The organism is Streptomyces sp. NBC_01669 (genome assembly GCF_026339735.1).
Classification (GTDB): Bacteria; Actinomycetota; Actinomycetes; order Streptomycetales; family Streptomycetaceae; genus Streptomyces; species Streptomyces yanii.
Genome location: NZ_JAPEQG010000001.1, coordinates 238,905 through 259,707, shown reverse-complemented (window position 1 = coordinate 259,707; position 20,803 = coordinate 238,905). Strand labels below are relative to the sequence as shown.

Annotated in this window: 13 protein-coding genes and 6 pseudogenes; 11 read left to right on the top strand and 8 right to left on the bottom strand. The window is 68.0% G+C overall.

Features of this window, described 5'->3' with window-relative positions; all coding sequences use genetic code 11:
• Nucleotides 1-107: 107 nt before the first annotated feature.
• Complete coding sequence (locus OG972_RS01195; protein ID WP_266977827.1) at nucleotides 108-365, bottom strand: DUF5372 family protein; 258 nt, start codon at nucleotides 363-365, stop codon at nucleotides 108-110.
• A 62-nt stretch (nucleotides 366-427) separates the two neighbouring features.
• Between OG972_RS01195 and OG972_RS01190 the strand changes: the two are divergent.
• The 4 genes and pseudogenes from OG972_RS01190 to OG972_RS01175 form a co-directional block, all read left to right on the top strand.
• Nucleotides 428-766 (top strand): annotated as a pseudogene (locus tag OG972_RS01190) (integrase core domain-containing protein); the annotation flags it as partial.
• Nucleotides 767-803: 37 nt separating this feature from the next.
• A pseudogene (locus OG972_RS01185) lies at nucleotides 804-1,241 on the top strand (enoyl-[acyl-carrier-protein] reductase FabV); the annotation flags it as partial.
• A gap of 334 nt (nucleotides 1,242-1,575) precedes the next feature.
• Nucleotides 1,576-2,082: an NUDIX hydrolase gene (locus OG972_RS01180; RefSeq protein WP_266977826.1), complete on the top strand. Its 507-nt coding sequence runs from the start codon at nucleotides 1,576-1,578 to the stop codon at nucleotides 2,080-2,082.
• 436 nt (nucleotides 2,083-2,518) lie between these two features.
• Nucleotides 2,519-3,172 (top strand): peptidoglycan recognition protein, encoded by a 654-nt coding sequence (locus tag OG972_RS01175; protein ID WP_323135836.1) that lies wholly within the window; start codon nucleotides 2,519-2,521, stop codon nucleotides 3,170-3,172.
• 348 nt (nucleotides 3,173-3,520) lie between these two features.
• Here the strand turns inward: OG972_RS01175 and OG972_RS01170 are convergent, their stop codons facing one another.
• Both OG972_RS01170 and OG972_RS01165 read right to left on the bottom strand, forming a co-directional pair.
• Nucleotides 3,521-3,721, bottom strand: a complete 201-nt coding sequence (locus OG972_RS01170) for a CsbD family protein (protein ID WP_266977825.1) — start codon at nucleotides 3,719-3,721, stop codon at nucleotides 3,521-3,523.
• 448 nt (nucleotides 3,722-4,169) lie between these two features.
• A complete protein-coding gene (locus OG972_RS01165) occupies nucleotides 4,170-4,394 on the bottom strand; it encodes a hypothetical protein (protein ID WP_266977824.1) in 225 nt (74 codons plus the stop codon).
• A gap of 339 nt (nucleotides 4,395-4,733) precedes the next feature.
• Here OG972_RS01165 and OG972_RS01160 point away from each other — a divergent pair.
• Nucleotides 4,734-4,859, top strand: a pseudogene (locus OG972_RS01160) (IMP dehydrogenase); the annotation flags it as partial.
• Between the two features lie 75 nt (nucleotides 4,860-4,934).
• A pseudogene (locus OG972_RS01155) lies at nucleotides 4,935-5,328 on the top strand (GNAT family N-acetyltransferase).
• 26 nt (nucleotides 5,329-5,354) lie between these two features.
• Here OG972_RS01155 and OG972_RS01150 read toward each other — a convergent pair.
• Nucleotides 5,355-7,229, bottom strand: a complete 1,875-nt coding sequence (locus OG972_RS01150; RefSeq protein WP_266977823.1) for a hypothetical protein — start codon at nucleotides 7,227-7,229, stop codon at nucleotides 5,355-5,357.
• Between the two features lie 260 nt (nucleotides 7,230-7,489).
• Here OG972_RS01150 and OG972_RS01145 point away from each other — a divergent pair, with 260 nt between their 5' ends.
• The 5 genes from OG972_RS01145 to OG972_RS01125 all read left to right on the top strand — a co-directional run bounded on the left by OG972_RS01145 (nucleotide 7,490) and on the right by OG972_RS01125 (nucleotide 13,275).
• Entirely contained in the window at nucleotides 7,490-8,515 is a 1,026-nt protein-coding gene (locus tag OG972_RS01145; protein WP_266977822.1) for a LacI family DNA-binding transcriptional regulator, read from the top strand.
• 88 nt (nucleotides 8,516-8,603) lie between these two features.
• Entirely contained in the window at nucleotides 8,604-10,199 is a 1,596-nt protein-coding gene (locus tag OG972_RS01140) for an FAD-dependent oxidoreductase (protein ID WP_266977821.1), read from the top strand.
• 17 nt (nucleotides 10,200-10,216) lie between these two features.
• Entirely contained in the window at nucleotides 10,217-11,485 is a 1,269-nt protein-coding gene (locus tag OG972_RS01135) for an extracellular solute-binding protein (RefSeq protein ID WP_266977820.1), read from the top strand.
• Nucleotides 11,486-11,492: 7 nt separating this feature from the next.
• Nucleotides 11,493-12,446 carry a carbohydrate ABC transporter permease gene (locus OG972_RS01130; protein WP_266977819.1) on the top strand — a complete coding sequence of 318 codons (954 nt, stop codon included), beginning with the start codon at nucleotides 11,493-11,495 and terminating at the stop codon, nucleotides 12,444-12,446.
• On the top strand, nucleotides 12,436-13,275 hold the full coding sequence (locus OG972_RS01125; RefSeq protein ID WP_266977818.1) for a carbohydrate ABC transporter permease: 840 nt from the start codon (nucleotides 12,436-12,438) through the stop codon (nucleotides 13,273-13,275). The genes OG972_RS01130 and OG972_RS01125 overlap by 11 nt, the downstream gene beginning before the upstream one ends.
• Nucleotides 13,276-13,336: 61 nt before the next feature.
• Here OG972_RS01125 and OG972_RS01120 read toward each other — a convergent pair.
• The 4 genes and pseudogenes from OG972_RS01120 to OG972_RS01105 form a co-directional block, all read right to left on the bottom strand.
• Nucleotides 13,337-13,809: pseudogene (locus OG972_RS01120) on the bottom strand (transposase); the annotation flags it as partial.
• A 42-nt stretch (nucleotides 13,810-13,851) separates the two neighbouring features.
• Nucleotides 13,852-15,285 carry an ATP-binding protein gene (locus tag OG972_RS01115; protein WP_266977817.1) on the bottom strand — a complete coding sequence of 478 codons (1,434 nt, stop codon included), beginning with the start codon at nucleotides 15,283-15,285 and terminating at the stop codon, nucleotides 13,852-13,854.
• Nucleotides 15,282-16,940 carry an FAD-dependent oxidoreductase gene (locus OG972_RS01110; protein WP_266977816.1) on the bottom strand — a complete coding sequence of 553 codons (1,659 nt, stop codon included), beginning with the start codon at nucleotides 16,938-16,940 and terminating at the stop codon, nucleotides 15,282-15,284. Before OG972_RS01110 ends, OG972_RS01115 begins: the two co-directional genes overlap by 4 nt.
• Before the next feature lie 604 nt (nucleotides 16,941-17,544).
• Nucleotides 17,545-20,393: pseudogene (locus tag OG972_RS01105) on the bottom strand (SpoIIE family protein phosphatase).
• Nucleotides 20,394-20,803: the final 410 nt, after the last annotated feature.

Sequence of the window (20,803 nt, the reverse complement as noted above, 5' to 3'; positions counted from 1 at the left end):
CGATACCACGAGGAGTGAAAGAAGCAGGCCAGCGCATACCCCGGCGAAGAACGCGCCCCCATCCGGACCGGCGAGCTCCCCGAGCCACGGCACGAACACCACGACGCTCACGACGTGATCTCCCCGACACCCCGCAGCCGGTCGATCAACCCGGCCAGCTCCACCAGATCCTGCGTCCGGAACGGACACGAACCCTCGGCGGCGACCACGAACGCGTCCACCGGCGCCACCGACGTCCACTCCGTCGGGATCTTCGACCGGCCGCCCACCTCGTCGAAGTAGTACACCCGGTCCCCACGCCAGCACTGCCGACGCTCGATGAACTCCAACTCCAGCCCCGCCAGGGGATGGAACGGATGCGTCACCCGCACCCGCCCCTGACCTCCGTCTCCAGAGTCGGGATCACTTGCAGTTGACGGATCACGCCAACCCGTACAGCGAGAGCCAGTACAAGACCCTGAAATACCGGCACGACTTTCCCGAGCGTTTCGGATCTCTCGAGGACGCCCGGGCGTGGTGCACCCAGTTCTTCACCTGGTACAACGAGGAGCATCGGCACTCCGGGATCGGCCTGCACACGCCCTACGACGTGCACTTCGGTCTCGCCGAGCAGCTCCGCGAGATGCGTGCCGACGTCCTCCAGGCGGTCTACGCGAAGCACCCTGAACGCTTCGTCCGCAAGCCACCAGAGCCCCCGAAGGTCCCCGCAGCGGCCTGGATCAACCAGCCGGCACCAGACGGCCCACTGATCCCAGCACAGCGTTAGAACGATCTACCTGCCTTGATCGCTTTGACAGGTTCCGCGGGACCTGAACGACCGGCTCGTCAAGGACCTCGACGGCCGAGCCCTGACCTCAGTCAACGGGGCTGCCGTCACGCAGTCCAGCACGGCGATTCCCGGCATCGCGCTCTATGTCGGGCTGCTGCGCGGCGTCCTCGAAGACGCCATGGTCCCGCCGATTGCCCAGCTCACCCAGCTCTGGGACCAGCTCACCGGCACCACGTCCCTCGACGTCGACGACGAGGGCCGCATCCGCCTCGACACCTGGGAGCTGACCCCCGTTGTCCAGGAGGCCGTCGCCGAACGCTGGAAGACCGCCACCACCGAGAACATCCCGGCCCTCGCCGCCCTCGACTGGTTCACCGTCCAGGTGCAGCAGCTCTACGGCTTTGCCGTTCCCGGCATCGACTACGCCGCGCCTGTAGAGACCGACGTCCCTTGGCCCCAGCCCACCACCTGACACCGAGGGAGGAACGCCATGCACCCGCAATGGTGAGTCGATTGCGGCGGGAGCGGGGGAGCGGTCCACGGAGGTTGAAGGAGACCAGTTCATCGCCCGTGAAGGGCGACCTGGCGCTGGTCAGGACGCAGAAATGAGCGCTCTCCAAGTCACCTACGTATGACCACGGCTGGGCGTCTCGACTGTCCCGCCCGCGGTGCCGGAGAGCTGCCCCTGCTCCTGCCAGGTGCCGATACTGGGCGGCCGAGGAGATCACACTGGTGGCGTCATCATTCTGCGCCGGGCTGCCGATGCTGGACGGAACCGGTGGGCAGCGCCGCTAGCGTCGCTTTCCATGGGTCCTGCGAAACTGCCCCCCGACGAGTACTACGCCACCCTGCCCACTCACATCGCCGGAGCCGGAGCGATCATCCACGATGCCGCAGACCGCATCCTGGTGGTCAAACCGTCCTACCGCAATGACACCTGGGAGATCCCCGGCGGCGGGCTGGGCGCGGGAGAGGACCCGCTGTACACAGCCCGGCGCGAGCTCAAGGAAGAGCTGGGCATCGACCTCGCGCCGGGCCGCCTGCTGGTCGTCGTCTGGGTACCGGAGCAGGCCGATGGCCGCCCGCCGCTGGTCAACCAGCTCTTCGACGGTGGTCTGATGTCCCAGGACGAGGCCGAGAACCGACTCCACCTGGACGAGCTCGCCGAATGGAGGCCGGCAACCCCCGCCGAGTGGGACACCCTGCTCGCCCCGCACCTGGCCCGCCGCCTGCGCGCCTGCTCCCGCGCCCTGGCCGAGGGCGGCACCGTCTACCTGAAGCACGGCTGCGACCCCACCCGCCCCGAGAACTGACGCCGTCGCCTTGTCCCTCCCCGCACGTCACCCTGATCTGGGAAGGGCTCACCCTCGGCCCCTTGGGGGGAGCTGCTAGGTGTGTCGAATTGCTCGCCTGACTGCACTAACCCGGCGCGCGCAGCGAACCTCCTATGGCAAAGCTATTGGCCATACGCGCTCCCGCCGTCCCCTCGGCGAAAGACTAAAGAAGGTTTTTCCTGTGCGTTTGTACCGGATAGCACTGTGGGTCACGATTCCTATGGCAGTTCCTCTCATGGCGGCACCGGCCGGGGTGACGACGGCCGGTGCCGTCGGAAGGACGATGCCAGGAGGTCCTCTTTCGGTGTGGCGGGCCGAGGCAGTCCCGGAGCCGGCTATCGAATCCACGCGGCCGTTCCCAGCCCTCGGAGCGACGGCAGTGGCATTTCCCCATTCCGCGCCTCGCCCCGCCATCGTGTCGCGGACCCAATGGCGGGCCGACGAGACCCGGCGCGACCCCCATGCCCACTACGCGGAAGGGGTGGCGGCGGTCTTCATCCATCACACCGACACCCCCAACGACTACGCCTGCGCGGACGTCCCGCGTACCCTGCGCAATCTGTATACGGGCCAGACCCGTGACCAGCAATGGGGAGACCTCGGCTACAACTTCCTCGTCGACAAATGCGGCACCATTTACGAAGGCCGTGCCGGCGGTGCCGACCGCCCCGTCATCGGCTCCCACACCATCGGGTTCAACCAGGGCACGGCGGGGATCGCGGCGATTGGCACCTTCGGAAGAGGGACGCCAGTGCCCGCAGCCATGGAGCATGCGATCGCGGCCCTCGCCGCCTGGAAACTCAGCTTGCGCGGCATCGACCCCACCAGCAAGGTGCGGCTCACGTCCACGAATGACAAGAGCCGCTACACGAAGGGCACTTCAGCCGCATTCGATGCCATTTCCGGCCACCGCGACGGCTATGCCACTGACTGCCCGGGGGAGGCTCTTTTCGCCCGACTCCCTGCGATCCGTGCCATGGCTGCCGGCCTCCAGGGCAGGTCCCCACGAGCATCCTCTGGCGCCGAGCTCCCCACGGCCCTGCAGAGCCTCCACCGCGGCAGCCAGTGACGGTTCATCAGGACCCTCCCGCCCCGGGCCGGGACGGCCCCCAGGCCGCAGAAACACCCGCGCCACCCCACGCCACGACGTGCATACCGTCCGCAAACCAGGCACAGCGACACCGACACAGAAGAAGCCAACGACGCCACGCCCACGCCGCGCAGGTTAAAAATCAAGTCAGCGAATTAATTCCGCTTTTCTCCCGAGCTGCGAAAGTCGAGATTGGTGCACGGGGCCGACAGGGCCCAGGGCTCAAAGGGGCCTGGGCACGTGTCGGCACGCCGGGTCTGTGTCCGAATTCTCTGATCTGCGAATGGTCGAGTCCCCCGCTGAAAGGTGGGGACTCGCTTTCTCGGGTCATTCGTCGTCGGTGATGAGCGGGTCCTTCAGGCCGGACTTCCCAGGGATGTCCTTCCGGGCATCATCCAATGCTTCCTTGGCGCGGCCCTTGGCCTGGTCGGCCTTACCTTCGGCTACCTTGGCGCGGTCGCCGGTCATCTTGCCCATCGCTTCCTTGGCTTTGCCCTTGATCTTGTCCTTGCCGCTTCCGCCAGTCACTGCGTGCTCCTTGTGTGGATGTGCCTTTGCTCTGTCAAGCTAGGTCACGGCTGGACGAGTCGCACGGCGGGTGGGGGACCGGCGCCCGCGGTTAAGCACGAGTGTCCAGCGCTTGTCATCTCGGCTCCTGCCCCGGACTCGACTGTCCGTGGGTGCAGCGACGGCTCCGGACCAGAAGCCGAGGCCACTCCAGCTTGTCCTTCTGGCTCCGGCTCGGCCGACGACCCAGGCTCTCGGCTACCACCACGTCATCACCACTCGTCTGGCACCGAAGCCGGTGGCATCTGGAGCCGATGCGCCCGTGGGGACCACTCACGGGAACGACGAACGCCGCTCGAAGGGAGAACATGAGATGCGCGCCCTGCACACCGCCTTCGAACGTTTCACCCTTGGCGGAAAGGCGGTGATGCCCTACCCGCTGCCACCCACTTCCGTGTGCCCGAAGCGCCTATACGGGGGCCCACCGGTGCGCTGGGCTGCCGCGCCACTCCACCCACCGAGGATCGTCAAGAACTTCTTCCGGGTCCGACAGGCCGGCACCCTCAAGGAACGCCACCACATCGCGATCGGAGTGGGCCAGCCCCAGGACCTCGTCCCCGCCGGTCCGGTGCACGCTCACTATCCGCCCACCTGTGGGGGACGGCGTGTCCACGATGATCATCCCACCGCTCATGCAACCAGAATGCCGCTGTTCGTCCCGCGCCGCAGGTCGACCAGGTCGAAGCGCCGCGTATGGTCCCTGATCAAGTCGCTCAAGGAGACGCCGCGTGGGCCGCTCGGTGCTGTCCTCGGCGGCCGAATGTCCACCCATGGGCACCGCGCCCGTGCGATCCGCTCCACCGCGTCGTCGGCGAGAGGCCTGTTGCCCTGGTGCAGATCCTGTGGGCGGTTCAGGCCGCGCGGGCTGCCGTGGGCGGTACGTGCTGCGGGGCGCACTCCCGGCCCGGGTGCGGGAGGACTGGCCCTCAAGGCCGTCCCCTTCGAGGCGTGGTCGTGGGCGGTCATGTCGAGCGTCGACGGCGGCCAGGGGGAGGCCATGCGGCTGCCGCAGGCGCAGGGCATGCTGATGAAGCTGCCCGTCGGTGAGGACTGCGCCCTGCTGACCTCGCTGCTTACCCTGGCGGACGTGTTCTGCACCGTCCGCCTGAACGTGAATACCTCCTGTGTCTGGCCCGCCTGGGCATCCGGATGGGACGGCCACTATGTCCCCGCTATGCCGATCGCATATGAGTGGCGAGGTGACTTCGAGAACTCAGCCCTCAATGAGTTGCATGCCGAAGGGTTCGCTCACCCGGCCGGGCAGACTGATTGGCGCGCAAGACTGCAACGTCACAGCCTTGGTTGGGTCTGCGCGTGGGAGGACGACTGCTTGATCGGCTTCGTCAATGTTGTCTGGGACGGCGGTGTTCATGCCTTCGTCCTGGACACGCTCATCGCTCAGCGCAGCCGCTCGCAGGGGATTGGCGCTGCGCTGGTTGCAACGGCTGCTGAAGGAACTCGTGCCGCCGAATGCGAGTGGCTGCATGTTGACTTCAAAACACTTGCGGTCGATCTACTTCGATGTCTGCGGTTTCAAGGGGATGGCAGCAGGGCTGATCGCCCTCTGAGTCACGGAGTGCAGAACGGCCGGTTGTCAGTAGGCGAGTCTGATGGTCACGTCGATTGTGCCGGCGTGGGGGACCTTCAGGATGTGCATCCTTCGGGTGTCGCCCAGGTATTTGATCGAGGCCGCCGCGATGGTGGCAGCGTGGGGCTCGCCCCAGCGGATGTGGACGACGCCGGGGCCGCGGTGCAGGTCGATGCCGGTTGCGGTGGCGGAGGCCGAGCCGCCCCACGGCACGGTGGTGCCGTTGGAGAAGACCACCCGGTCGGACTCCTTGAGGATCAGCGGCATCGTCTCCGTCGCGGATGAGGTGGCCCGCACCGAGCGCTCCACCAGGCCGTTGCCGACCGTCACGTCGGTGACGACCGATCCGCTGGAGGTGGAGAAGCGGAAGGCGTAGGACTTGCCGCCGAAGAACTGGCCGGTCTGCGGGCCATTGGAGTCCGGGATCTGGCCGGGCAGCACGGTGGACCACAGGCCGTAGTTGTTGTTGTTCAGGGATTGGATGAGTGTGCCTGCTACCGGGTGCCAGAGGAACGCCAGGCCGGTGCGTGCGAACGTGGTTGGTCTGGTGCCGAGGTAGGCGCCCAGGTAGACGTTGGGGCGGCGGATGTAGAGGAAGTCCTGGCCGCGGTCGGTGCGGTGCTCGGTGAAGTTCTTCGAGGCTATGTAGGGCACGGCTGCGATGGCTGCGTTCTTCGCCTGCCTGGTCGGGTAGCGCTCGCCGTAGATCGAGTGGCTGAGGCTCCGCGGGGAGGTGTCCTGCTTGACCAGGTCCGGCACCGGCGAGGTGTCCGCGGCCCAGGCGCCGCGGGCGGCGGCGAGGTCCTCGCGTGCGGACATGAACGCTCCCAGTGCCGGTACCGCGGGGACGAACTGGGCGTTGAGAGCGGTGCGTTCCGGGTCGGGGCGGGTGTTGGCGTAGGCGAGGGTGCTGGTCCGGGTGGACGGCGCGATGTTGCTGAACCAGCCGGAGCCGTCGGGTTCGCGCAGCAGGTTGTAGCCGAGCCAGTCCGTGTACTTCCCTGCCATCGTCACGAGGTGGCTGTTGTTCGACTGGCGCCATGCGTCCGCCATTTCCGGCAGCATCACCTCGAAGTTGTAGTTCATGTCCGTGCCGCCCTTCTCGTAGAAGAAGCCGGCCGGGCTCTGCCCGTTGTCTGCCAGGCGGGCGAAGGCGCTGTTCAGCTGCGAGCTCAGGCCCGCGTCGGGGTTGGTTCTGAGCGCCAGGGCCGATCCTGCGAGGCCCGCGGTGACCTGGTTCGCGAAGGTGATCGGGGTCTGCCACACGCCGCCGTTGGACGGGTTGAGAAGCCAGGTCATCGCGGAGTGCAGCGCCTGGGCGATCTGGGTGCGTCGGGCTGGCAGCAGGTTCGCGTCCTTCAGCAGAACATGGGTCTTGCTGAGGTATCCGAGCGCGAAGCCGGTGGCGGGCAGGGAGTGCTCGCCAGCGCTGTACTCCGACCACGAGCCGTCGGAGTGCTGGAGGCTCAGGTAGTGGCCGAGCGCCGCGTCCAGGCCCGCCAGTAGCGCCGCGTCGCCCGCGTACGGGTTCCAGGAGCGGGGCTTGGTGAGGAACCAGGCCAGCGTGTACACGTGCTCCTGTACCCGAGTGTTGTACGGCGCCGACGGCGTGCGCCACCATCCGCCGCCCATGAAACCGAAGGTCGACGGGTTGTTGCCCTCGATGTCGTTGACCATCTTGGCGAGGCTCACCAGGTAGGGGGCGAAGCGTTGTTCCTCGGCGGCGAAGGCACGCCGGTGCGGTGTGTCCGCGGGCAGGGGTGCGAGGTTCGGGAGGCTGCCCGCGGCCAGGGCACCGGGCGCGGGCAGGGCGGCCGCGAGGCCCGCGGCCCCGGCGGCCGTCAGCAGGGCGCGGCGCGACAGGGAGGTTCCGTACTTCACAAGGCGGCTCCTGGGCGGTGAATGAAGCGGTGAGTGCATGAGCGGTGAGTGAAGGCGGTGATGACCGCCGACGGTGCGTGACCGTTCGGCTGATCGGACACAGTCGCCTCATCCGGAGCCGTCGTCAAGGTGCTAATGCGAATTACTTCAGGGGTTTGTTGTTGTGGTCGAACCTCTTGACGGTCCTGCGCCACGCGCTCTACGGTCCGTTCACCTGACAAGCAATGCGTATTAGCACCATCGATGAGGGGCGATCACTCATGGGCCAGGCTCCAGGAAGGCTCACTCAGCGTGACATCGCCCGGCTCGCGGGCGTCAGCCAGACCACGGTCTCGCTGGTGCTCAACAACCGCGGGGACGCCGGTGCGCGGATCGCCCCCGAGACGCGGGACCGGGTGCTGCGGGTGATCCGGGACACCGGGTACGCGGCGGATCCGCTGGCCCGCCGGATGCTCAAGCAGCTCAACCAGATTTTGGGCGTGTTCACCTACGAACCGGTCTTCCCCAGCACCAGCGCCGACTTCTACCACCCGTTCCTGCGGGGCATCGAGGAGAGCGCGGAGCGCAGCGGCTGCGATCTGCTGCTGTTCACCTCGGCACCGGTGCGCGACGGGCAGCGGCGGATCTTCCACGAGAACAACCGACTGCGGGTCGCGGACGGCTGCGTCCTGCTGGGACGTGAGATCCCGTCGGCCGAGCTCAGCCGGCTGGTGGCGGAAGGCTATCCGTTCGTCTGCGTGGGCCGCCGAGATGACGCCGACGGTCGGCCGGTGCCGTACGTGGGCGCCGACTACGTGAACGCGACCGCGCAGCTCGTCGACCGGGCCCGTGCCTGCGGCCATCGGCGCTTCGCCTTCGTGGGACCCGGCACGGGGGCGGAGTCCTCCGCGGACCGGCTTGCGGGCTTCCGCCGGGCGGTCGGGACCGAGGCGCCGTTCCTCTCAGTCGGGACGCCGGACCCGGCCGAGCGGCTGGCCCGGCTGCTGGAGGCGGGTGTCACCGCGGTGTTCGTGGAGGTGGAGGCCGAGGCGGTAGCCCTGGCGGCGGCCGCGGCGTCACAGGGCCTGTCGGTGCCGCGCGACCTGTCGATGGTCACCCTGGGCGACCCGACCATCCCGGTCGACTCGTCCCTGGACTTCACCGGATTCCACATCCCCCGGCCGCAGATGGGGCAGCAGGCGGTGGAGCTGCTGGTCGACGTGTTGCACGGACAGACGTCCGTCACCCAGCGGCTGCTCGGTTGCGAGCTGACGCACGGGGAGACCCTCGGCCCGCCGGCGTCCTGACGCCCCGGCGGGCGGGAGGGCACGGCGGAGGGTCGCTCCGTTCCGAAACATCCGTAACAACCGAACGCCCCTTTGAGCAAGGAGACCCATGCACGCGGACGTCCTCGTGGTCGGTGGCGGCACCGGCGGTGTCGCGGCAGCGCTCGGCGCGCTGCGCGCCGGCCGAAGTGTGATCCTCACGGAGGAGTACGACTGGCTGGGCGGTCAGCTCACCAGCCAGGCCGTGCCGCCGGACGAGCACACCTGGATCGAGCAGTTCGGCGCCACCGCCTCCTACCGGGCGCTGCGCGACGGCATCCGCGACTACTACCGGCGCCACTACCCTCTGACGGCCCGGGCCCGAGCCCGCCGTGACCTCAACCCCGGCGCGGGCTGGGTGAGCCGCTTGTGCCATGAACCGCGGGTGGGCGTCGCCGTGATCGACGCGATGCTCGCCCCGTACCGCGGCAGCGGCCGCCTCACCGTCCTGCAGCCTTACCGCCCCGTGGCGGCAGCCACCGACGGCGACCGGGTGGCCGCCGTGACCCTCGCCCACCGTGACAGCGGCGAGCAGATCACCGCCACCGCGGCCTATGTGCTCGACGCCACCGAGACCGGCGAGCTGCTGCCGCTGACCGGCACCGAGTACGTCACCGGCTTCGAGGCGCAGGGCGACACCGGCGAGCCCTCCGCCCCGGAGGCCGCCCAGCCGCTGAACATGCAGGCCGTCTCCTACTGTTTCGCCCTCGACCACGTCGACGGCGACCACACCATCGACCGCCCCGCCTCCTACGACTTCTGGCGCTCCTACCGGCCGTCCTTCTGGGGCGCCCCGCTGCTGTCCTGGTCCGCCCCGCACCCGCGCACCCTTGAAGTCGTCGAACGCGGCTTCACCCCCAACCCCGGCGACGATCCCGCCGAGGTCGTCGCCGATCAGCGGGTCAGCGGGGGCGACATGAATCTGTGGACCTTCCGCCGCATCGCCGCCCGCGACAACTTCGTCCCCGGCGCGTACGCCAGCGACATCACCCTGGTCAACTGGCCGATGATCGACTACTGGGAGGGCCCGGTCATCGACGTCCCCGACGCCGAGGCGCATCTGGCCGCCGCGAAGGAGCTGTCGTACTCCCTGCTGTACTGGATGCAGACCGAGGCCCCCCGCGCCGACGGCGGCACCGGCTTCCCCGGGCTGCGGCTGCGCGGCGACATCACCGGCGGCGCGGACGGCCTCGCCCAGGCGCCCTACATCCGTGAGTCCCGCCGTATCCGCGCCGAGTACACCGTCGTCGAGCAGGATCTCTCCCTCGATGCGCGCAGCGGCAAGGGCGCCGTGAACTACCGCGACTCGGTCGGCATCGGCATGTATCGCCTCGACCTGCACCCCTCCACCGGCGGCGACACCTACATCGACGTCCCCTCCAGCCCGTTCGAGATACCGCTCGGCGCGCTGATACCGACCCGGATGGAGAACCTGCTGCCCGCCGGCAAGAACCTCGGCACCACCCACATCACCAACGGCTGCTACCGCCTGCACCCCGTCGAGTGGAACACCGGCGAGGTCGCCGGGCTGCTCGCGGCCCATTGCGTCGAACACAAGCTCACCCCCCGCGGCGTACGCAACACCCCTGACCGGCTCGAGACCTTCCAGCACCTGCTCCGCGCCCACGGCGTCGAGCTGCGCTGGCCCGACATCAGTGGCTACTGACCAGGAGAGGCACCCGCATGAACTCCCACCGACAGCAGCGCACGACCAAGCTCGCCGCCCTGGCCGCCACCGGACTCCTCGCCCTGACCGCCTGCGGCAGCGGCGGCGACAGCGGTGGCTCCGACGACGGGCCCGTGAGCCTACGTATGACGGTCTGGTCCGGCGCCCCGGAGCATCTGAAGCTGCTCAACGGCATCGCCGACGCGTACCGCAAGTCCCACCCCGAGGTGAAGTCGATCAAGTTCGATGTCCTCCCGGTCGAGAACTACACCGAGACCCTCACCACCCGGATGGCCGGCGGCAAGGCGCCGGACCTGGCGTGGATATTCGAGAACTCCTCCCTTGACTTCGTCTCCTCCGGCGCCCTGAAGGAGGTCAAGGACGACCCCGACGTGCTGCCCGCCGCCAAGAGGATCTGGCAGCAGGACGGCAAGCTCTACGCCTACCCCTTCTCCACCTCGCCCTTCGGCGTCTTCGTCAATCTCGACATGCTGAAGAAGTCTGGCCGACCGAGCCCCGCCGAGCTGATCAAGCAGGGCAAGTGGAACTGGGACGAGGTCACCAAGACGGGCGCCGCGGTCCATGCCAAGACCGGCAGGACCGGCATGGTCATCCGCGACTTCGACTACAAGGCCTGGGACAACCTCGCCACCTACTGGGACGGCTGGGGCGCCGAGGCCTGGTCTGCCGACGGCAAGACCTGCGGCTTCGACAAGCCGGAGATGATCGAGGCGATGACCAGCCTGCACAAGGCGATCTTCGACGACGAGGCGATGCTCGCCCCCGGCACCGCCGCCGACTTCTTTGCCGGCGAGGCTGCCATGACCGTCACCCAGATGAGCCGCGCCTCCCTTCTCACGGACAAGTTCAAGTGGGACTTCGTCCCGCTGCCCGAAGGGCCCAAGGGCAAGTACGCCGTGATCGGCCAGGCCGGGATCGCGGTGCTCGCCAAGAGCGCGCACGCCGACGCCGCCGCCGAATTCCAGGCCTTCATGACCAACAGGGAGAACTCCGCGAAGCTCGGCGCCTACTTCCCGCAGGCCCGCACCTCCCAGCTGAACGCCGCCACGCTCGCCAAGAGCAACGCCAAGCTCAGCGAGGAGCAACTGTCCAGCGTCGTCATCGACGGAATCAAGAGCGGCAAGGTCAAGCCCGTCCACATGGGCCAGGCCGAGATCTACTCGGCCGTACGCTCCGGCCTCGACGCGCTGTGGAAGCCGGACGCCGACGTGCAGAAGGTCCTGACGGGGGTCTGCAGCTCCATCAAGCCGCAGCTGGAGCAGTGACGGCGTCATGAAGACCCTCGAACGACCCCGCACCACGGCCGCCGGCCCGCCGGGCGACGGCACCCGCGCCGGGAAGCCCTTCTGGACCTCCCGGCGCCGGGATCAGCTGGCCGGCTACCTGTTCATCGCCCCGCAGCTGGTCGGCACCGTCGTCTTCGTACTGATCCCGCTGGTCCTGGTCGTCTGGTACAGCTTCCACGAGTGGAACGTGCTGGCCGGCACCTTCCACTCGGTGGGAACGGACAACTACCAGAAGCTGTTCGACGACCCGAAGCTGCCGGGCGTGCTGCAGGCCACCGCCTACTTCTCCGTCGGCCTGGTGGTCCTCAACCTCTCCCTTGCGCTGGCGCTGGCCGTGCTGCTCAATCAGAAACTGCGCGGCAGCGTCGTCTTCCGCACCCTGTTCTTCTCACCGGTCGTCGTCTCGCTCGTCGCCTGGACCATCGTGTGGGGCTTCCTGCTCCAGAAGAACGGCGGCATCAACGCCGGCCTGGACCTGATCGGCGTCAAGGGGCCCAACTGGTTGCGCAGCGAGGGAACTTCGATGCTGTCGGCCATCGTCGTGCAGTGCTTCAAGAACGTCGGCCTGAACATGGTGCTCTTCCTGGCCGCCCTGCAGGGAGTGCCTCGCGAGCTGTACGAGGCGGCGACCGTGGACGGCGCCGGGCGATGGCGGCAGTTCTGGCGCATCACGGTGCCGCTGATCAGCCCCACCATCCTGCTCACCTCGATCATCACGGTCGTCGGCTCGCTTCAGGTCTTCGCGCAGATCGCTGTCCTCACCCAGGGCGGCCCGTCCGGCTCCACCACCGTGCTCGTCTACTACCTCTACCAACAGGCGTTCAACTTCCACCACTTCGGCTACGGGGCGACACTCTCGGTCCTGCTGTTCGTGATCGTGCTCGTGCTGACCGTCATCCAGTGGCAGATGCGCAAGAAGTGGGTGTTCCATGAGTCGTAAGCTGTCCACTCGCGCCAAGTTGCTGCTCTACGGCGTCCTGATCGTGCTGTGCGTGCCGTTCGTCTTCCCCACCTGGTGGATGGCGACGTCCTCGCTGAAGCCGGCCGGTGACATCTTCGCCTTCCCCCCGAAGCTGTTCCCCGACGATCCGGAACTCGACGCCTACCGCAAGGTCTTCGAACTCCAGCCGTTCGGCCAGCAGTACTTCAACAGCATGTACATCGCGATCGTGGTGACCCTGGGCACGCTCGCGGTCTCGTCGCTGGCCGGATACGCCTTCGCCCGCATCCGCTTCCCCGGGCAGAACATCCTGTTCCTCGTGGTCCTCACCGGTCTGCTGATCCCCAGCGAGGTCACCATCGTCCCGCTGTTCCAGTTGTTCCACGACTGGGGGATGGTCGACACCCACTGGCCGCTGATCCTGGTGCCGGTCCTCGGCGCGCCGAGCGTGCTGGCGACGTTCATCATGCGGCAGTTCTTCATCGCACTGCCCCACGAACTGGAGGAGGCTGCACGGATGGACGGCCTGGGCCGCTTCGCCATCTACTGGCGGATCGCCCTGCCACTGGCCCGCCCTGCCCTGTCGGCGGTCGCCATCTTCACCTTCCTGCACAGCTGGAACCTCTACCTGGAGCCGATCGTCTACCTCTCTACCCCGGAGATGTTCACCCTGCCGCAGGCTCTCACCCAGTACGTCGATGCCTACGGAGGACCCATGTGGAACGTCCAACTGGCCGCCGCCTCCCTCACCGCACTGCCGGTACTCGCGGTGTTCGTCTTCGCCCAGCGCCAGTTTGTGGAGGGACTCGCGCATACGGGCCTGAAGTGACACGGGTTGGTTCAGGGAGATGTGAGAGGGTGTTTGATGTAGGCGGAATGCACTTTATCGCCTAGTAGGTTCCTCGCCGGGTGGGTGTGGTCTCGTCCGTTATGCGTTTGGTGAGGTAGTCGATCGAGGCGAGATGGATCACGGCTTCAGAGCTGATGGTGAGGGTCTCGTAATCGCGGGCCAGGCGGCGGTGCATCATGATCCATCCAGTGCTGCGTTCTACGACCCAGCATCTTTTGACGACGTGGAAGCCGCGGATTTCCGGGTTTCTGTTGACGACTTCGACGCCGATTCCGAGCCTCGCGCCGTGCTCGACGACGGCGTTCTTGAAGCCGGTGTCGACCCGCTCCTGGAGGTGGTGGGGTAGCTCTTCTTGGTTTGGTCGAGGAGTTGTATTCCCGCGGCGTTTTCGGAGTGGCTCGCGGCGGTGACGGTCACGGCGAGGAGGAGCCCGATCGTGTCGGTGAGGATGCCTCGTTCCCTGCCGACGATCTTCTTTCCGGCGTCCGTTCCCTGGCTGTTCAGGGGCGCGTTGATTCGGTTCCGCTGGTTGCCGGGCGGTTCTGTGTCACACCCTCAGGGCCCCTCGTCCTGAGGGTCGATCGGCAGACATACCTGAAAGCGAGTGTCGCCCGGCTGCGAGGAGACCCGGATGTCCCCATGATGTTTGTTGACCACGATGCGGTAGGAGATGTCCAGCCCCAGTCCAGTGCCCTCACCGACCGGTTTGGTGGTGAAGAACGGTTCGAAGATCCGGGGTCTGATGTCTGACGGAATCCCTGCGCCGGTGTCGGCCACCTCCACGAGCAGGTGGGCATCCTCCCGCCACGTCCGAATAGTCAGTGTGCCCCCTGCGGGCATGGCGTCCGCGGCGTTGATGATCAGGTTGGTCCATACCTGGTTGAGCTCGGCTCCGAAGGCCGAAATCGGCGGTAGTCCATGGTCGTAGTCCTTGACCACCAGAACATTGGACGGGATCTTCGCCCGCAGCATGGTCAGCGTGGCATCGAGCAACGTGTGCACATCCACGGTCTGTTGCGGCGCCCGGTCCAGCTGCGCGTACTGCTTTGCCGCGCCGACCAGGCCCGAGATGCGGGTCACGGCGTCGTCGATCTCGCCCATCAGAAGTTCCGCATCGATGGTGTACGCCAGCCACCGCACCGTGGAGCCCAGATTGTCCTCGCCGATGGTGTCGGCCACCGAGGTCAGCCACGGCACGCCGATGTCCGCGGCGACCAGAGTCGGTGCCAGATCCCACGCCTCTGTGACCCCGTGGTCCTCGAGCCAGTCGCCGACGGCGTCCTCCGCATCCGCAGCAGCCAGCGCTGGCAGCCCGGAAGCCGCAGCCGCTTGTTGAACCGCATCGTCCTGCAGCTCCACGAGACGATGCAGCTCGGTTCCGTCCAGCCGGCCGTCAGCAATCATGGCGAGCTTGTGACGCATACCGGCCACTCGCTCCCGCAGAGCTGCGGTGGCCCGTACAGCGGCTGCCGCAGGATTGTTCAGCTCATGCGTGAGGCCTGCCGACAGCGACGCCAGGGCCAGCAGCCGCTCGCGCTCATTGACGATGGCATTGGCCGCACGCGTACCGAAGAACAAGCCCTCCAGCAGGTGCAGTGCCATCGGGAACCACGTGCGTACCGCGTGCGCGAAATCGTCGGCGGGCAACACGAAGAACTCGGTGTCAGTGACAGCCCGCAGGGTGTGGGGGTATCGCTGCTCGATGCGGTCCCCGATGTACGAGCGAGTCGCCCCGCTGTACACACCGCGCTGATCGGTGCGGGTGACCTCCACATCGTCGCCGTGCAGTACCCGGCTGAGCGCGATCACCCCGCTGAGCAGCACGAAGAAACACGTGGCCGACTCGCCCTCCTTGTACACCACGCTTCCGGCGGGCCGTTGCTCCGCGCGGCCGCGTTCTGCCAGCCAGCCGAGTTGCTCGTCGCTGAGTTCCTCGAACAGGAACAGAGTCCGCAACTGCTCCGGTGACAGATGTGCTGACGTGGTCACTGCGCCTCCAGATAGCGGTGCACCAGCGCGACGGCCATGGCTCCCTCGCCGACGGCCGACGCGACGCGTTTGACCGAGGAGGAACGCACATCTCCCGCAGCGAAGACGCCGGGCACGCTCGACTCCAGGTGGTACGGATCTCTCGGCAACCGCCACCCGGGTGGACGCTTCCCTCCGGCCACCAGGTCGGGGCCGGTCACCACGAATCCGCGCTCATCGCGGGTGACCACCCCCGCCAGCCACTCCGTATGCGGCTCGGCCCCGATGAAGATGAACAGCCACGACGCGGCAATGGTGCGTACGGCGCCGGACCGGCTCTCGCGGAGGGTCAGCTGCTGCAGGTGCCCTTCGCCCGCACCACCGAGCACCTCGGTCCACGGGTGGACCTGGATGTTGGCGATGCCGTTGATCTGGTCGACCAGATAGCTGGACATCGAACGGGTCAGATCACCCTGGCGGATGAGGACGTGAACACGCCGTGCGTAGCGTGAGAAATACACCGCTGCCTGACCCGCGGAGTTGGCACCGCCGACGATGTATACATCCTCCCCGGAGCAGCTGGGCGCCTCGGTGACGGCAGACCCGTAGAAGACGCCCGCCCCCGTGAACTCCTGCAGGCCGGTGGCGGACAGGCGCCGATAGGACACCCCGGTGGCCAGGACGATGGTGTGCGCGGCAATGGAGTTCTCCGGCCCCAGATGCAGTACCCGGCCGGATCCCGCCACCTCCAGTGCGACAGCCCGCTGCGCGCTGAGAATCTCCGCCCCGAATTTCAGCGCCTGGCGGCGCGCTCGCTCGGTCAGCTGGGAACCGGAGACGCCGTCGGGAAAGCCGAGATAATTCTCGATACGGCTGCTCTGCCCGGCCTGCCCGCCGGTCGCCTGCTGTTCCACCAGGACCGTACGCAGTCCCTCCGAGGCCCCGTAGACGGCAGCTCCCAGACCGGCAGGCCCCCCACCGACCACCACCAGGTCGTAGAAATCCGAGGCAGGAACGGTGCTGAGTCCGACGTGCGTGGCGAGCTCTTGCTCGGTGGGAGAGACCAGAGGCTTTCCGTCCGGGGTGATGACCAGCGGTACGTCGGCCGCGGACAGTCCTGCGGCTGCCAGTAGGCGCTCCCCCTCCGGCCCGTCGGACAGCAGCCAGCGATAGGGCACGAGGTTACGGGTGAGGAAGTCGCGGACGGCGAAGGAGGGTGCGGACCAACGGTGCCCGACCACGCGGGTCTCCGTGTCTCCCGGATCCGGTGTGGCGTGCCAGAGGTCCAGCAGTGTGTCGATCACTGGATAGAGGTGCTGTTCCGGCGGGCTCCAGGGCTTGAGGAGGTAGTGGTCGAGGTCCACGACGTTGATGGCGTCGATGGCCGCTTCCGTGTCCGAGTAGGCGGTCAGCAACACGCGACGTGCGAGCGGGAAGAGATCCATGGCCTCCTCGAGGAACTCGATGCCGTTCATCTGGGGCATGCGGTAGTCGGCGAGCATGAGCGCCAGCTGATCGCCACGGAGCTTGAGCTCACGCAGTGCTTCAAGGGCATCGCGGCCGGAGAGCGCGCGCACGATTCGGTAGCGGTCGCCGTACTGTCGCCGGATGTCGCGGGCGACCGCCCGGGAGACTGCCGGATCGTCGTCGACAGTCAGGATCGTCGGGTTCGCCATGGCTCCATCATTCCCGCAAAGACCGGGAAATGACGGCCGTCCGCCAGTGCGGTGTCTGTGGCATCCGTGGGCCACGGAGGGCCCTCGCGGCGGCTGGCAGGCCGGGACCGGCGGCAGCGGTTCGCGCAGGGCCCACTCGGCTGTGGTGGTGTCGGTGGGGCAGAGGCTGCGCTGACAGCGGGAAACATCGGGCAGGGAGGACTCGGCAAGGATCGGCCGTCCTCCGCAGTGGCCGGCACGAGCGGGGGCGTCGCTGTCGGCTGGTTTTCAGCCTGTGTGGTGGCGCAGCCGGGCGGCTTTCGCGGTCAGGTCGTGCCCGGCCCGCAGGGTGGGAGCCGGACCTGCAGGGTGGGGCTGACCGCGCACGGGGGTGACCCGGAGGACCCCATGGGCGGATTCCTGCGGAAGCACGGCCGGCCGTACGAGTCGGAGGGGGCGGGTAGCGGCCAAAAGGGCCTCAGCAGCGACGCCGGCCCTGACGTTCCCAGTGTGGCCGAACCCGGCCGGACAGCCGAACCGGCAGGCGAACCGGCGCCGACACCACATCCCGTGTGATCGTGGCGGGAAAGTACTCTGCTCGCCGCCGTCCTGACTTCCAGGCGCGTCAGGATTCCGGCAGGAGCGGAGCTGGGATGTCGGATCCGCGCATCGGCTGTGCGGTCCAGATGCACTTGCCAGTCGCGGTGTAGCGAGTGCCCCACCGCTGGGAGAGCGCGGCGACAAGCTGCAGTCCCCGGCCGCCTTCGTCCGTCTCGGACGCGTGGCGGACCCTGGGCATGGTCAGACTGCCGTCGGAGACCTCGCAGACCAGCTCGGCGCCGCGTAGCAGCCGCAGTTGCAGCGGTCCCCTTCCGTGTCGTACGACGTTTCCGACCAGCTCGCTGGCGAGCAGTTCCGTGGTCGTCGCCATGTCGTCCAGCCCCCACGTGGACAGCTGTTCCCGGACGTGCCTGCGGGCCAGGCCCGCTGCCCGGGGGTCCTCCGGGAGTGGCCAGGAGGCCATCTGGTCGGAGCTGAGCGCGTGCACACGGGCGACCAGGAGGGCTGCGTCGTCACTGGTGTGCTGTCCGGCGGGGAGCAGGCCGGCGATGAGGGTTTCGCAGAGCCGGTCCAGGTCTTCGCTGTCCCTGGTGCGCAGGAGGTTCGCCAGTTCGGTCATGCCCTGATCGATCTTGCGCTCGGGCGATTCGACCAGGCCGTTGGTGTACAGCACGAGGAGGCTTCCCGGGGGCATCGTCAGCTCCACCGTCTCGAACGGGGGCTCTGCCGCGCCCAGGGGCGGATCCGGGACTGGATGCGGGAAGTGCACGGTGCCGTCGGGGTGGAGCACTGCCGGTGGTGGGTGGCCGGCGCGGGTGAGGGAGCACCTTCCGGTGGTGGAGTCGTACAGGGCATACAGGCAGGTGGCGTACGAGTTCTTCCCGAGGCTGCTGACGATCTCGTTGAGGTGGCTCATGATCTCGTCGGGTGGCAGTTCGAAACCGGCCAGGGTGTGGACGGCCGTGCGCAGCCGTCCCATCGTGACGGCCTCGGAGAGTCCGTGGCCCACCACGTCGCCGACGACGAGCGCGACCCGTCCGGCGGGGAGTGGGATGACGTCGTACCAGTCGCCGCCGACGTCCATGCCCTGTCCGGCGGGCAGGTAGCGGGCGGCGGTGGTGCACGCCGGCAGGTCGGGCAGCCTCTGGGGGAGCAGAGCGCGCTGCAGCTCCTGGGATCGGGTGTGCTCGGCGTCGTACAGCCGCGCGCGTTCCAGGGCCTGCGCGACGAGGGCGCTGATGGCGGTCAGCAAGGTGCGCTCTTCGTCTGCCAGGCGGCGCGGCTGGTCGAACGCGATCACGCAGACACCGAAGGTGTGCCCGGAGGCGGTCAGCGGCAGGAACGCCCAGGCCTGCTTGTCGATGCCGTGCGGGTTCTGGGCCAAAGCGGGATATCGCGCCGCGTACTCCTGGGCCGAGGAGACGAACAGCGGCCCCTGAGTGGAGATCGCGTCCCAGACGGGGTCTGTGGCGATGCGCGAACGGCCGTCGACGCGTTCGAGGAAGGTGCGGGGGTAGCCGACGGCTCCTACGTTGTGGACCCGGTCGCCCTCGATGGCCTGCACGAGCAGCCCGGTGGCGCGGAACGGTGGCAGCACCCGCTGGGCTACCGCGTCGACCACGTCCCGTGAGGTCGTCGCCTTGGCGAGTGCCGCGGTCAGCTCCGTGATCCGAGAGGCACGCTCGGTGGCGGCCGTCTCGGCGGCGGCCCTCTCGGCCTCGTGCCGGCGCGTCTCCGTGACGTCGGTGAAGTACAGGGTGACCCCGTCGGGCACCGGGGCGAGTCGCAGGTGGTAACAGCGTCCTGTCTCCGGCATCTGCACGTCGAAGCCCGTGGGCGTGGCTGTGGCGGCGGCCTGGCGGCACCGCGCCTCCATGTCGGCGACCTGCTGTACGGCCGGCAATGTCCACAGCATGCGGCCGAACAGCTCCTCGTCGGAGGAGCCCAGCATGCCCTCCGCCTCGAGGTTGACGAAGGTGATCCGCCAGTCGTCGTCCGCCGAAAGGAAGCCGTCGCTCATATGGCGCAGGGCGTGGCTGAGCGAGTCGCGGGCGGACCGGGACTCGTTGCTGTCCCAGGCCGTCCCGATCATCCGGTTGGGCTCGCCCATGTCATCGAGCTCCACCCTTGCGCGCGTCTGGGTCCAGCCGTGACTGCCGTCGGGGCGTCGTACTCGATATTCGGCTTGGAATACTCCGCGGTTGCGAATGGCCCTCTCGACGGCGGCGAGCGTCCACGGCAGGTCGTCGGGGTGGACCACCTTCATCCAGCTCTCGACCTGGGGCGTGAAGTCGGCGGGCTCGGTGCCGTAGACGGCCATGGCCGCAGCGTCCCAGGACAGTGCGCCGGTGCGGATGTTCCACTCCCAGGTGCCTACCTGGACTGCCTTGAGCGCCTGCCGCAGGAAGGTGCCGCTCGGCTCCTCCCGGGCGGGGCGAGTGGGTGGCGGGGCCTGGATCATCCGCTCCTTCGCCCAGGTGGCCACCGCTGTGAGGAACTCCCACTGTTTCCTTGCGGGCTCTCCTGACGCACCTGTCACGACGGTGAGGGCGCCGATGGGGCGCTCCCTGCCGAACACCGGTACGGCCGCCAGGCCCGTCCCGGGCCAGCCATCGGTCGACGTGGGCGGGGCGGTGCCCGAGGGGTCATGGAGCGTCCACACGCCGGTACCCTGGCGCACCGCGCGGGCCGGAGCCGAGGTGTCCTCCTGGTCGATGATCTCCCACGGCCGGACGAGGCCCGGAGGCAGTCCGGCCACTGAACCAGACGTAGTGCCGACATCGGACCACGCAGGTGCACCGTCCCGCCCAGGCCGTCCAGCTCGGCGACGGCGTGCTGAAGGGCGAGCCGCAGCACCTCGCCCTCCGTGACGCCCCGTTCCACACTGTTCAGCAGGGCCAGCCGAGCATTCATGACTTAACTGTATATTTCAGGCACACAGTCGGTCGGAAGCCGAGGCCGCCAAGCCCATCCGGCGCCGCAACGCGACGGCGAAGGACGAGGCCGAACTCGCGTCACCCTCTCCCCGGTCGGCCCGATCCATCTGATGCCGGGGCAGCCCCCTTCCTGAGGAGGCCGGCCTGGAACGCCAGAGGAGCGCGGGCGACGGCGGTGAACCGCTCTACCGTGCACTGGGCTTCGTCTGTCCCTGCGCCATGTCCTGCTGATCGTCGGCGCGGGATACAGCACCGCTCAGCCCGGCGGGGAGGCGGCCTGGATCGACCATGGCAGGTCCGGGCGCTGCGCCTCCTTCCTGCTGGAGGCTGTTGCTGCGGCCGGTCGACACCCCGCGCGGGCAGAGGGGGCGGAAGGTCCTCGACTCG

Bases quoted from the DNA above. Each gene is read 5' to 3' on its own strand.
- OG972_RS01180 (WP_266977826.1), top strand. From the start codon at position 1,576: ATGGGTCCTGCGAAACTGCCCCCCGACGAGTACTACGCCACCCTGCCC.
- OG972_RS01165 (WP_266977824.1), bottom strand. From the start codon at position 4,394: ATGAGCGGTGGGATGATCATCGTGGACACGCCGTCCCCCACAGGTGGG.
- OG972_RS01145 (WP_266977822.1), top strand. From the start codon at position 7,490: ATGGGCCAGGCTCCAGGAAGGCTCACTCAGCGTGACATCGCCCGGCTC.
- OG972_RS01140 (WP_266977821.1), top strand. From the start codon at position 8,604: ATGCACGCGGACGTCCTCGTGGTCGGTGGCGGCACCGGCGGTGTCGCG.
- OG972_RS01135 (WP_266977820.1), top strand. From the start codon at position 10,217: ATGAACTCCCACCGACAGCAGCGCACGACCAAGCTCGCCGCCCTGGCC.
- OG972_RS01130 (WP_266977819.1), top strand. From the start codon at position 11,493: ATGAAGACCCTCGAACGACCCCGCACCACGGCCGCCGGCCCGCCGGGC.
- OG972_RS01125 (WP_266977818.1), top strand. From the start codon at position 12,436: ATGAGTCGTAAGCTGTCCACTCGCGCCAAGTTGCTGCTCTACGGCGTC.
- OG972_RS01110 (WP_266977816.1), bottom strand. From the start codon at position 16,940: ATGGCGAACCCGACGATCCTGACTGTCGACGACGATCCGGCAGTCTCC.